Consider the following 13,276-nt stretch of genomic DNA (forward strand, 5'->3'; position numbering starts at 1 on the left):
GATGGACACCCTTGTCATTGGCTAGTGGTTCCCACTACCAAGCCCACAGCGGACTTTCACCGCCAAGTTACCGCCCGTGCCGGGCACACATAAAAGAGGAGCTGTCAAAGTGACAGTTCCTCTTTATTTTTGCCATTTACAATATTTATTTTCTATCCAATCAGTTATTAAGTACATACCTAATCCCAATATTCCCATGCCCATTATTCCAGCAAACATTCGGCTGTATGCTTGTCTACCCATGGAATCCATAATAAAATAGCCTAGTCCTGTTATGGATGCAAATGTCTCAGCCAAAAATAGCACAGCCACGGCAGTACCTAAGCTAATGCGTACTGCTGTCAGTATCTTCGGTAAACTACTGGGCCAAATAACGTGACGATATATCTGCCACTGGGATGCATTCAAAGACTTCATGGATAAAACCATTTCTTCAGGTACCCCTTTGGCAGCATCTCTAGATGTAACTAAAATCTGAAAGAAAACAATTATAGTAATTAACAGTATCTTTGGCAAATCCCCCAGCCCAAAGAATACAACTAGTAAAGGCAAGAATACACTTTTAGGCAAAGGATATAGCATATAAACCATAGGAGCTAGGTAATCATCCACTTTTGAATTTCTACCCATTAAAAAACCTAGAGGCACAGCCAGGATAAAGGCAATGCACAAACTAACTACTACCCTATAGGTACTAATAAAAAAGTGTTGCAGTAATCCCCTAGACATGTAGTGTATAAACTGTTCAATCGCTTCAATTGGCGTTGGCAGTACATTTCGATCAACAATCACTGCCACCACATGCCAGATAAAAAACAGAGTGAAAGCACTGGCAATATACCTTATTGTTTTCATCATAAATTGCCAACACCCTTAGCGTTTAATTTTGCTCTAATACTAGCACAAAATTTATAGTATTCTGGACTAGATCGAAACTGAGCATTTCCCACATGGGGATTCTCAAAAACATGCTCTATCTGACCAGGTAAGTCAGTCATAACTAGTATTTCTTGTCCTAAATATACTGCCTCCTCAATATTATGGGTGACAATAATCATTGTAATTGCTTCTCGCTTCCAAATATTAACCAACAGTTCCTGCATACTTTCTCTAGTTAAGGCATCTAAAGCACTCAATGGCTCGTCCATGAGCAGCAGTTGAGGATCAGTTGCCAATGCCCTGGCAATAGCTACCCGTTGTTGCTGGCCTCCACTCAACTCTTTTGGAAAGCGATCTAAGTACTGGAACAAACCTAAATACTCTAGAATTCCCTTTACCTTCTCTTTTCCTTTGGCATCCAACTGATTGCGTAAAACTAGTCCGAGACATGCGTTCTCCCAAACTGTCTTCCAAGGAAAGAGACCATAGTCTTGCAAAATTAGCGATATTGATGGATGTGGTTCTACAATAGACTCCCCCATCCATTTCACAGTACCGCTTGTGGGTTTAAGCAAACCTGCCATAGCCAATAGGAGTGAGCTCTTCCCGCATCCTGAGGGACCAATAATAGCATAAGTCTTCCCCTTGTGAAAATCATAATTAAAGCCTTTTACCGCCCTAACTAAAGTATCGCTATTTTGTTGTTTATACACTATGTCTAAATTCTTTAATTGCACTATGATTTCTCCTAATTTGAAACAAATTTATTCGTAACTAACTCTTCGTAGTTATAAGTTCGCTCTAACAGTTCCTTTTCCACCATCCAGTCTACAACTCTAATAATACCACTTTCTTCAGGAAGACTTAAAGGAGAAAATCTAGGTAACTGATAATTATCTTGAATTGGCTTTGGCACTCTAGCCTTCTCTACTCAGCTAATGTTGCCAAAGGGTCTGGTAATTCCCCCATATTAAAATTATTCAAACAGGGTATATTTCGATAAAAAATCCAAAAATCCTGTGTCTTCTGCTATTCTTTTAAGAATATATGGAGATCAAGTTGACCAATGTCTGTTTTTAAGGGCACTAATAGTGCTTTCCCTGATGCCATGGAAAGTGACTTGTACTGTCCTACAAAAATCTGAGGTGGCACTATATCACATGTATAATTATTTTCAGATAGATTTGTTATGGCATTGCCCCCGATAATATTTGCAACCTCTCCTAGGGCCGAGGATACAAAGCTATCAATTTCATTCATTTCCATACCTGACATAATTTTGACCATTTCTAATGCCATCTCTTTGGGAAAGCTAAACAAAATATTGCCGCGCAGGTCTCCCGTTACTCCCAGGACAACATTTGCTTCTTTACTGGAGACCATGTCTTCAACTACACTTAACTCTCCTTTTTCCGTCTCCACACTTAACATTAGGTTAAATACTTCATTTGTAGCTTTAAAGAAAGGGTTTACATATTCTACTTTCATATCTCTTCACCCCCACGCTCTTGCACATACTTTCCTATTTTCTGGTCTGTTGCTGCAACGTGCATAATTAGCCAAGCCATAAGCTTACCGCTAAATTCCTGAACTAATTCTTGCGTATAGTTTTCCTGCTCAAGTCGTTTGGCATAATTGTTAACAGCTTGTTTAAACTTCTTGTGAGCTTCTTTGTGATTTTCTAGGTCCGGATAATTAATTTTCTCCTGATACTTCTCCTCGTCGTCAAAATGAAAAACTACATACTCCTGCATAAAGGCCATGGTTTCCTTGACCTTTTCAAGTTTTTCCTCCCAATCACCTTCCTGATTTACTTTTTGGATAAAAGCTGATACGCGATTAAAGAGTTCTTCGTGCTGCTGATCAATAGTTGGCACGCCAATTTTGTATTTATCTTTCCACATCATCTTAACCTACCACCTTTATTAGTTTTAGTTGTTATTATCTATTTCTTTTATTAGCACTAATTCCCTGCTGGTGGTTGAATAAAACAATAAAAAGCCCTCGGGTTTCCCCGAGAACTTTTCCATAACTCTATTGCCTGCTTCTTCTTTGCTTTTTGTTCCTATTTTTATTATGTTTATTATTTCTCCCTGAGGGTTCTTGCTGTCTTGGTGGTCGGATTAAGCACTTTTTCCCAAAACCGATTAAGTCAGTTCTTCCAGCTTTGGTTAAAGCTTCATAAACTAGTTTGTAATTTTGCGGTTTTCTATATTGTATTAATGCCCTCTGCATAGCCTTTTCACGCTGAGATTTAGGCACATATACTTTTTTCATATTTCTTGGGTCTAATTCTGTGTAATACATACAGGTAGAAAGGGTTCCTGGTGTAGGATAAAAATCTTGAACCTGCTCAGGCATATAGCCTAGATCCCTTAAGTACTCAGCTAATTCAATAGCATCCTTAAGAGTTGACCCTGGGTGGCTAGACATGAGATAAGGTACTAAAAATTGCTTCTTCCCCAATTGCTCATTAATTTTGTTGTATTTACTAGTAAACTTCTCGTAAACATCTCTAGTGGGCTTGCCCATCTTATCTAATACTTGAGATGATATGTGCTCAGGGGCTATTTTTAGTTGGCCACTAATATGGTGCTCACAGAGCTCTTTGAAAAATTTATCATTTCTATCGTGAATTAAATAGTCATACCTTATTCCTGACCTGACAAAGACCTTTTTCACATTGGGAAGCTCCCTCAATCTCCTCAATAGCTTTAGGTAATCATCATGATCTACCTTAAGCTGTTTACATGGATTGGGGTATAGGCACTGCTTGTCCTTACAAACTCCGTGCTTTTCCTGCTTCTCACAAGCTTTGTGGCGAAAATTAGCTGTAGGTCCACCCACATCGTGGATATACCCCTTAAAATCAGGTTCCCACACTAGCTTCTCAGCCTCCGCCAAAATAGAGCGATGACTTCTGGCCTGAACAACTCTCCCTTGATGAAAATTAAGAGCGCAAAAGTTACAGCTGCCAAAGCAGCCCCTATTACTAATTAAACTGAATTTCACTTCCTTGATTGCGGGTATCCCCCCTGCTTGTTCGTAGCTAGGGTGGTATGTCCTCATGTAGGGAAGTGAATATATTTGGTCTAGTTGGGATTGGCTCAGAGGCTCAGGCGGAGGATTTTGAACTATGTAATAACCCCTGTAAGGCTCTACTAAGAATTTTCCCCAAATAGCGTCCATATTCTTATATTGAAGCAGGAAGCTTTCTGCATACTTTCTCTTTGACTCCAATATCTCATCGTAGTGAGGCAGGAATAGCGGTTCATGCGCTCTTTCTTTGTCTTGAGTTTTATATACAGTTCCCTTTACATAGGTTATTTCTTCTACAGGGATGCCGCTCTCTAGCGCCTCAGCTATCTCCACTATTTGCTGTTCCCCCATTCCATAAACTAACAGGTCAGCTTTGGCATCTAAAAGAATTGACCTTCTGATTTTGTTTGACCAGTAATCATAATGGGCAAATCGTCTTAGGCTAGCTTCGATTCCACCTAAGATTATGGGAACACCCTTATATGCCTCCCTAGCCCTGTGAGCGTAGACTATAGAGGCTCTATCCGGCCTATGCCCTCCTTCTCCTCCTGGAGAATAAAGATCATCGTTTCGCTTTTTCTTAGCTACTGTGTAATGGTTTACCATGGAATCAATGTTTCCAGCAGTAATGAGAAAACCCAGCTTAGGTTTCCCCAACGCTTTAAAACCTACAGCACTATCCCACTTAGGCTGAGCTATTATCCCAACCTTATAGCCCCTACTCTCTAGCACCCTGCCGATAACTGCCACTCCAAAGGATGGGTGGTCTACATAGGCATCACCAGAAACCAAAATAAAGTCTAACTGATCCCACCCTCTATCATGCATATCTTGTTTACTTATTGGTAAAAAACTATCCATTATTATCATTCCTTTAAGTTAAGTTAATCTAAACTTAGACCTAACTCTTTTATCATTTTTTTGTCATCTCTTATTTTGTTACCTGAAGTAGTTAGGTAGTTTCCTGTAATTGTAGCATTAGCTCCCGCTTTAAAGCAAACTTTACCATGGTTAGCAATTAAATCTCTGCCACCAGCAAGTCTTATAGCTGCCCTAGGATTTATGAACCTGAAGAGGGCAAAGGTTTTTAGAATTTCACTTTCACTAACTACCTCTGTGTTTTCTAGTGGAGTTCCCTTAATGGGATTTAGGATATTAATTGGTATAGATCTCACTTCTAGTTCCCTTAATTGAAAAGCCAGTTTAACTCTGTCCGCCATACTCTCTCCTAAGCCTATAATTCCCCCAGAACAGACAGCCATACCAGCTTTTTGGACTGCCTTGATAGTATCAATTCTCTCTTCGTAGCTATGAGTAGTGCATATTTTTGGATAGTACTCCCTGCTAGTCTCTAAGTTGTGATGATACATAGTTATACCCGCTTTTCTTAGTTTCAATAACTTATTATAACCGATTATCCCTAAAGAAGCACATAAATCCATTCTTACCTCTCTTTGCAATAAGTTGTATATCTCAAGCACCTTTTGAAAGTCGCTTTCTCTAATCTCTTTACCGCTAGTAACAAGAGAAAATCTGTTAACCCCTTCAGCTTGGTTTTCTTTTGCCAGTTCTATTGCTGCTTCTATGGATACTAAATCAAAGGTCTCTACACCAGTATTATAACGGCTGGATTGGGCACAAAACTTACAGTCTTCTGAGCATCGCCCTGACTTAGCATTCATGATGCTACATAAGTCTACCCTATTACCCCAATAAAACTCCCGAATGTTATTGGCACTATTGCACAGCTGATCTATGTCCTCTTTTTTCTCCAAGGCACTTAGCTTAATAGCGTCACTAAAGTCAATCTGCTGACCTGCTAAAATTTTTCTCTCGATATTTGCAATATATTCTTTCATATTATCAGCTCCCATCAAAATGCTTGCTTCTATAATACCCAATAATTAAATCATTGTAAACACACCGCTGCTACCAGGTTGACAATACTCTCCCATTATTTACTTGTAGGATATGGTGATTTAATGCCGAAAGTATTGTCTTAGGTTTATATACATTTTTGCATAAATCGTATGTAGCCTTTTGGTAAAAAAATATATACAAGAAAGGATTTAGCATAATGAAAAAGACATTGCAGTTTTTAGTGTTTATCTTAGGTATTGCATTATTGGTTATGCCCTATCACTCTCACGCTATGCAAGTTCACCGAGTTGCACCTGGTGAGAGCATCTACCTTATCGCTCAAAAGTATGATTTGACTATGGATGAAATTCTAGAGAACAACAGTTATATTGCAAATCCAGAAAGAATTTTTGCAAACCAGCCATTAATCATACCTGTTAATGAAGAGACTAGTTATCGAGTTCAGTTAGGGGACAGCCTTTATAAAATCGCACAACACCTTGGGGTATCCATGGATGATTTAGCAGAAGCAAACAGTTTATCTGATTGGAGCTACTTGTCTGTAGGACAAGTACTACAAGTCCCAGAGGGTGCTAATTTAGTACCGCCCGAGTCATCCTTTGAATACACGGTATCCCAATTAGTTAGACAATTTTCTGATACCTTTTATCTAAAAGGAGGCTCTAATACTAACCGTATTGCCTTAACTTTTGATGATGGCCCAGACCAAATATACACACCACAAGTGTTAGACGTCTTGAAGGAATACCAAGTGCCAGCAACTTTCTTCTTAATGGGTAGTAGGTCAGAAAGATATCCTGAGGTAGTAAGCCGAATTGTAGAAGAGGGTCATGTGCTTGGGAACCACTCTTGGTCCCACCCTGATTTACGAAAAGTATCTCAGGACCGCTTGATTAGTGAAATGATAAGAACGGAAAATATTCTAAACGATATAACTGGCTTGAGAACACAATTAATGCGCCCTCCATATGGAGCAGTAAACTATAACACCATGACAGAGCTAGAGAAATTAGACTATAAAGTAATCAACTGGTCAGTTGATTCTGTAGATTGGCGCGATCGAAATGTAGAGCAGATCCTGATTAATACTCTACCTGATGTAACAGAAGAAGCTATTTTGCTATTCCATTCAGCAAGTGGTGAAGGTACGAGCATGGCCGCCACAGTAGAAGCTCTCCCTGAACTAATCAATACTTTAAGGGCTGAGGGGTATGTTTTTGTAACTGTGGACGAACTGCTAGACATCCCTGCATATCGATAATTACACACTAAAAATCCCTAGCGATTATACGCTAGGGATTTTTGATACTACATTTGCTCCCATTTCCAAGGGTTTTTGTTAATGACTCCATTAGCAAAGGGCAGATAAATGGATATTATGGCTGCCAGTGCCAAGAGAATCTGATACCACAGCAGCGGTATAATTTGCAAAGGGGATACCGCATGCATTGATAGGCTGGCTATCAATAACATCTGAGCACCATATGGTATCATTCCCTGAACAACACAAGAGAATATATCCAGAATGGCAGCATTTCTGCGAGGATCCACTTGAAATTTAGTGCTGATTTTCTTAGCTATTGGCCCACTAATTATAATGGCAACCGTGTTATTTGCCACGGCAGCATCTGTTGCAGAAACTAGAAAAGCTGTTCCCAGCTCAGCTGATTTTTTACCCGAAATAAAGCTTTGAATTTTCTCCAGTAAAAACTGTATCCCTCCTGCTTTTGTCACCATGTATGCTAGTCCACCTGTGAGCATAGAAAGCAAGAAAATTTCAAACATATTATTAAAACCATTGTAAATTTCTTGAGTGAAAGTCAATACAGTTAATTCCCTATAGGCTAACCCAATAGTGCCGGAAATAAGGATACCTCCAGTTAAGACAGTTAAGACATTCATGCCTGCAATAGCAGCAACTAAAACAAAAATATAAGGCATCACTTTTATTAAATCGTAATTATGAGTTTCTATTTCCACTACCGTCTCCGGCCTACCAAAAATCAGAAGTAATATTACTGTAATTATAAGTGCTGGCAGCACAATAAAAAAGTTTACCTTGAATTTATCTTTCATGGCTACGCCCTGAGTTCTTGTAGCTGCAATAGTAGTATCCGAAATAATTGAAAGGTTGTCGCCGCACATGCAACCTCCTAAAACTGCAGCTAAGGTCAATGGCATGTTGAGCCCTGCTGTATGGGCTAAGGCCACAGCAATAGGAGCAACAGCTGCTATTGAACCCATCGAGGACCCGGTAGCTACCGAAATAAATACAGAAATTAAAAAAATTCCAGCGGTTATATACTCAGCTGGGATATAGGTAAGGCCTAGATTCACAGTGGAGTCAATACCGCCCATAGCTTTAGTAACCGCTGCAAATCCTCCAGCTAACAAATATATAATGCACATAATTATGATATCTTTATTGCCGCAGCCCTTAACTAAATCGTTAAATTTTTCTTCAACAGTTCCTTTAAACAACAGAAATGCTGTAATAATACCGCACATAGCTGCCACAGGAGCTGGTAGCTGATAAAAAGCATATTCTACCCCTTGCAATTCTAGGAGGATGCCACTTCCTAAAAAAATTGCTACGAAGACTAGAAATGGAATAAGTGCAAAACCATTTGGCTTTGTTTCTTCATTCATTTGTTTCATCCCTTTCAGCGATAGATTATAGTTTAAAACCAAAAAGTACACACCATAAAACTATCGCTGATTTTTGAGATTCTGTCAAGTAGCTAAACTTATGTTTATTGTCCTTGGCTAATATTTGGAGCAAAACCTCTTCTGGTTATAGTCCCCCAACCTTGCCTATTTAAAAGTAAGCTGATAAATGCTCCTGCCCGCCAGAATGCTCCCATTTGTCTAAAGCCTAAGTTTTCTATAAAGGCAAAACCCAGTAGTTTAAAGAACTCCTTATTGCTATACCTTATGCTCTCTTTTTCATCAATATACAGTCCAAAAAGAGAAATGATTATCCCAAAGAGAACAGAAAATACAAACAATAATATGAAAATAGATGGGTTTAAAATACCCATAAATAAAGCTAAAACCACAAAAACATAACCCATTACCTCTATCCAAGGGCCTATAAATTCGAAAATGAAGAAGTATGGATAAGCAGTTGTTCCCACCCGGCCATACCGGGGATTAAAAAACAGACTGAAGTTACTTGTCAGCACCTCAATTAAACCCCGTTGCCACCTATTCCTCTGTTTTTTAAGCGATTTTAAGTCATTAGGCACCTCTGTCCAGCCATTAGCGTCATGACAAAAGGTGATTTGATATTTCTCTTTCCTCTTAGCTAGATATTTGTGATAGGAAACAACTAGCTCCATATCCTCGCCTACAGTATCTAAATTCCGACTTTCCTTAGTGCTGTAGCCGCCAATATTAAAGGCCATCCTCTTTTTAAACAAGCCAAAGGCTCCTGATATAATTAGTAGGCTATTTAAGTAGGACCAGCCGATTCTTCCACCTGTAAAAGCTCGAATGTATTCTATAACCTGAAAATTTTCTACAGTACCTCTTGGAATATTAAACTTTTCTATGACCCCGTTATCTATTCTACAGTTATTTATAACCCTGATGTTTCCACCTGTGGCTGCTGTTTTTAGGTGATCAAAGGAAAAGGGCGCGGAAGCATTTATCAAGGAATCTCCTTCAATTAGTGTATCAGCATCGATAGCACAGAATATGGGGTGCTCTGCTATATTAATACCTGCATTGAGCGCATCAGCCTTACCACCATTTTCTTTGTCCACAACTACCAAATTGTCAAACCTAACTGAGCTATATGTATTTCTAATTTTAGATGTGGGAATCATCTCTCTATATATATAATTAGTTTTCTCCAGCTCATAGTAGCCAATTAACTTGGCCAAAGTATCGTCCTTAGAGCCATCATTGACAACCACTACCTGAAACCTGGGGTATCTTATGTTGAGCAGTGAATTGATGCTTTCGATAACTGTTGCAGATTCATTGTAGCAGGGTGCAATAATTGAGATAGGTGGTATTAACTTTCTCTTAAAATAATCTCCCAATTGCCATGCTTTCTTCTTTTCACTGTACCTTTTCAACCCTGCATAAGATAAAAAGTTGAGAATCAAATAGATTGTATTAATACTTGCCACATAAAATATAATCGCCTTATTAAAATCCAAAATTAAATAGGTAATAAACAGAGAGATGTTATGCTGTAAAAGTAGGTTGAGATTTTTGTATCCGAATATAATAAAGGGAGCTATAATTACCGTTATCAAAACACTTAGTAAAATCAAGCGCTGTTTAATATTTTTATCCTCTGTTTTTTCAGCTTGTCTTATCAGGTTGGGTCTAATAATTTCTTTTATTTTGGATTTATACGGCTCTTGAGTCCTTTCCAGCAAGTCGCTATTATTCTCAAGATCTTGAGAATTGGCGTACTCACAGACCAATTCTGTAAGCTTCTTGTTGATACTATCATTTCTTGAGGTGCTCAAAAATCTGAGAATATCCCCTAGTTCTCCTAGCTCTAAGTACTTTTTAAGAATAGTGCGGGCCTTTTGTTCACCCTCTGGCCTTATTAAATTTCTAATATAGTCATCGGTAATATTCAACTGGTCAAACACATGAATAATTGCCTTATCGTACTCATGAAATCTAACCAGATTTTCTTCTAAAAATTCGATTGTCTTTGGATTGGTCTGGCAATAATGAGTTAATGCGGCTACGATACTCCTGCGAATAACCTCAGACTTGTCTAGTGAATGAGTAAGTAACACCTGTAGGTTGGAATCATCATACCCTAATTCCATAAAACCGCGAAAGTACAGGGATCTCACATATGGGCTTATGTCATTGGAAAAGTTGTTTTGCACCAGATATCCAGGATCCTTTTCTATCAAATATTCAGCGATTGTCTCTCTAATGATTTTGTCTTCTGTAAAAACTAGCTCTTTAAGAAAGGAATCGTTTTGAGGAATGGTAAATCCCCTTAACATCTTTACAATACAGAGCTTTTCACTAAGAAGAACTGTTGAATTGTAATGTGCCATAAGTATGTGAAATGCTTCTTCTTGGTATTGAGCAAAAATTTGAGCATAATGATGTAGATACCAATCGTCCGTTTGGGACAGTATTTTAATTATTCTATCTAGCTTCTCTAATTCTTTAATTGTTATTAAGTATTCTGCTGCTGTATATGATATCAATTCTTCTTTATGTGCCAAAAGCTTTTCAGCTTCCTCTGCAAAGCCTGTTATATTGAATTTTATTAAGGCATTCAAGGCTGTCGCCTTTTTCCATCCTGCCCTACTTGATAACATGGTTTTCAATAAATTAATTATTCCCAGTTTTTCTAAAGCAGCATTAGAAGGAAGTGTGCTACATATATTGGCGTATTCTAACAGCACCTCTAAGATTATCATTTCTTTATTGTAAATTTCGGATTCTTCCAATGCATCTATTAACTCACCTTCTGATATAATTCCGTCCACATAGTTTTGATATATTTGAGCGATTACCTTCTGCCTCTGGCTTTTTTTTCTATGTTGCTCAGAAATATACAGTCGCCTAAAAAATAGAAATGCAGAAAAGAGTATTACTATAAGAGAAAATATAATCAGAAGTTGAATCGCTAATTGCTCCATAGTTTCACCTTTCCTTTTATGACTTGGATAGTAGTAGCTTTATCTTGGTTCTCATTATTTCAGTTGAAAAGGGCTTGACTAAGTAATCGGCAGCCCCCATTTTCAAGGCTTTGGTTACTTTTTCAGGGTAGTCTACTGAAGAAACAAATACCACAGGGATATTTGTATAATAGCTATCCGTTTTTATAAAGCTCAGCAAGGAATAGCCGTCTCTTTTAGTTAGTAGCGCTTCGCAAATAACCATGTCAACCTCCTCTTTTTTTATTATATCCTGTGCTATTACCCCATCAGCGGCTACAACTGAATCAAATCCTAGTCCCTGCACAATATTAGCAATAATCCTCCTGCTCACTTCATTGGGGTCGGCTATTAATACCTTTTTAGTGACCTTTAGCTGTAGCTTATCCAGATTGAGAATAACTCTGTTGCCGCCTTGCTTTTGCCCCACTTTAATTTTTTGCAATGTGTGCTCGATTAAGGTGCTCCCATCCTGGGCTATCTCCCTTTTGTTTATAGGGGTTATACCACCGCTAATATTAACCTGCTCCCATTCTAAGCTGGCTTGTAAAATTTTGTTTTTAACAGCCTCCATTTCAGCCCTACATTGTTCTAATTCAACTTCTGGAAATATAATAAAAAAAGTTGGTCCTAGGTACTTAAAAACCATATAGTTTGCAGGCAGGTTATTCTTTACAGTTTCAGCCACTTTAGTTATAATGCGATCTCCATATTTTTCACCGTGCCGTTGGTTTATATTGGCTATATTGTCTATGCTAAAAGCAGCTAGACATGCTTTATTTAAATCAGATAATTGAATCTCTTCCAATAGTTTATTTAAAAAATCCACAAAATATTGTTTCCTGTATAGGCCTGTCAAAGGGTCTTTGTTAATACTATCACCGATTTCTTCCATTTTCTGGTTTAGCATGCGATTTTGGTTATACAAGCCCTCCATCTCTTGAGACATATAGTCAATCAAGTTTATATAGGGAGTTATTTCACTATCTATCTCTCCCATATCTTCTACTTTTGGTAGGAGTTCTTCTTCAAGATCGATCAAGTACTTTCCACAGTTTATCTGGCCAAGCTTGGCAATAACCTTTTCAGTATTTGATTTGTCAATTATCAACCCGTGCTGAGGCGCAATTAAATTTATGCCTAGCTGGTTCTTTATTTTTTCAACTCTAGCTAGCATCAATTTCATAATCTCTTGGGATGGAATATAGTTTTCGTGGAATAATCCCATAGCCTTCAAATAACTTTCATCTAATTCCTTGTACTCATCCGTGGAAAAGGCTCCAAATAAATCTCCCGAAAACAGAATTTTGCTTCTAGTATCATATGTCATTATGGCGGCGGGAGAGTGGGCATAGGGTGTGTGAAAAAACAAAAGCTCTCTACCGCTTTTTAGCTGTAATTTAAAATTCCTCTGGTCAATAAAGTAAAAAGGATTCTTAATTCCATAATGTTTAATCAATACGGCACCGCGCCAGTGGGCCACATACTGATATAATCCATACAGGTGCTCCAAAAATGGAATAACTGCACATAAATCAGGGTCCTGATGTTGTAAGATAACATATTTTAATTCTCCGGGCTCAATTATTTTTGTTAAGATATCCTTCAACTCTGAGACATTTATAACCGAACCAGGATCAATAATGACAACTTCCTTTTTATAAGTACCTTCACTATCATCAAGATACTGATCAATAATAATATATGCACTGCTAATTACGCTGAAGTCTTTCTCCCTAAAACCTAGTTGATAGACGCCGCTGTCATCAATTTTTGTAAGTGTTCTTGTTACTGTTTGCTTCATTGCCTCCCCCTTAATTATC

At 38.2% G+C, this 13,276-nt stretch carries 11 protein-coding genes; 1 reads left to right on the forward strand and 10 read right to left on the reverse strand.

The genetic code is table 11. From position 1 onward, the window contains the following. Positions 1–123 precede the first annotated feature (123 nt). From GGQ84_RS09620 to bioB, 7 genes are all read right to left on the reverse strand, one after another. Complete coding sequence (locus GGQ84_RS09620; RefSeq protein ID WP_429162092.1) at positions 124–858, reverse strand: ABC transporter permease; 735 nt, start codon at positions 856–858, stop codon at positions 124–126. Continuing rightward, positions 855–1,616 carry an ABC transporter ATP-binding protein gene (locus GGQ84_RS09625; protein WP_429162094.1) on the reverse strand — a complete coding sequence of 254 codons (762 nt, stop codon included), beginning with the start codon at positions 1,614–1,616 and terminating at the stop codon, positions 855–857. Before GGQ84_RS09625 ends, GGQ84_RS09620 begins: the two co-directional genes overlap by 4 nt. A gap of 11 nt (positions 1,617–1,627) precedes the next feature. Next, on the reverse strand, positions 1,628–1,795 hold the full coding sequence (locus GGQ84_RS09630; RefSeq protein WP_429162096.1) for a hypothetical protein: 168 nt from the start codon (positions 1,793–1,795) through the stop codon (positions 1,628–1,630). A gap of 113 nt (positions 1,796–1,908) precedes the next feature. After that, entirely contained in the window at positions 1,909–2,367 is a 459-nt protein-coding gene (locus tag GGQ84_RS09635; protein WP_429162098.1) for a chemotaxis protein CheX, read from the reverse strand. Further along, positions 2,364–2,786 carry a bacteriohemerythrin gene (locus GGQ84_RS09640; RefSeq protein ID WP_429162099.1) on the reverse strand — a complete coding sequence of 141 codons (423 nt, stop codon included), beginning with the start codon at positions 2,784–2,786 and terminating at the stop codon, positions 2,364–2,366. Before GGQ84_RS09640 ends, GGQ84_RS09635 begins: the two co-directional genes overlap by 4 nt. Positions 2,787–2,913: 127 nt before the next feature. Then, positions 2,914–4,779 carry a YgiQ family radical SAM protein gene (locus tag GGQ84_RS09645; protein WP_429162101.1) on the reverse strand — a complete coding sequence of 622 codons (1,866 nt, stop codon included), beginning with the start codon at positions 4,777–4,779 and terminating at the stop codon, positions 2,914–2,916. A gap of 23 nt (positions 4,780–4,802) precedes the next feature. After that, positions 4,803–5,777 carry a biotin synthase BioB gene (bioB, locus tag GGQ84_RS09650; protein WP_429162102.1) on the reverse strand — a complete coding sequence of 325 codons (975 nt, stop codon included), beginning with the start codon at positions 5,775–5,777 and terminating at the stop codon, positions 4,803–4,805. 218 nt (positions 5,778–5,995) lie between these two features. Between bioB and GGQ84_RS09655 the strand changes: the two genes are divergently transcribed. Further along, positions 5,996–7,060 (forward strand): polysaccharide deacetylase family protein, encoded by a 1,065-nt coding sequence (locus GGQ84_RS09655; RefSeq protein WP_429162104.1) that lies wholly within the window; start codon positions 5,996–5,998, stop codon positions 7,058–7,060. Between the two features lie 47 nt (positions 7,061–7,107). Here the strand turns inward: GGQ84_RS09655 and GGQ84_RS09660 are convergent, their stop codons facing one another. The 3 genes from GGQ84_RS09660 to GGQ84_RS09670 form a co-directional block, all read right to left on the reverse strand. Beyond that, positions 7,108–8,448, reverse strand: a complete 1,341-nt coding sequence (locus GGQ84_RS09660) for a Na+/H+ antiporter NhaC family protein (RefSeq protein WP_429162106.1) — start codon at positions 8,446–8,448, stop codon at positions 7,108–7,110. Between the two features lie 104 nt (positions 8,449–8,552). Continuing rightward, positions 8,553–11,435 (reverse strand): glycosyltransferase family 2 protein, encoded by a 2,883-nt coding sequence (locus GGQ84_RS09665; protein WP_429162108.1) that lies wholly within the window; start codon positions 11,433–11,435, stop codon positions 8,553–8,555. A 16-nt stretch (positions 11,436–11,451) separates the two neighbouring features. After that, positions 11,452–13,257: an oxygen-binding di-iron domain-containing protein gene (locus tag GGQ84_RS09670; RefSeq protein ID WP_429162110.1), complete on the reverse strand. Its 1,806-nt coding sequence runs from the start codon at positions 13,255–13,257 to the stop codon at positions 11,452–11,454. Positions 13,258–13,276: the final 19 nt, after the last annotated feature.

This window comes from Desulfitispora alkaliphila (genome assembly GCF_050433185.1).
Taxonomy (GTDB): Bacteria; Bacillota; Desulfitisporia; order Desulfitisporales; family Desulfitisporaceae; genus Desulfitispora; species Desulfitispora alkaliphila.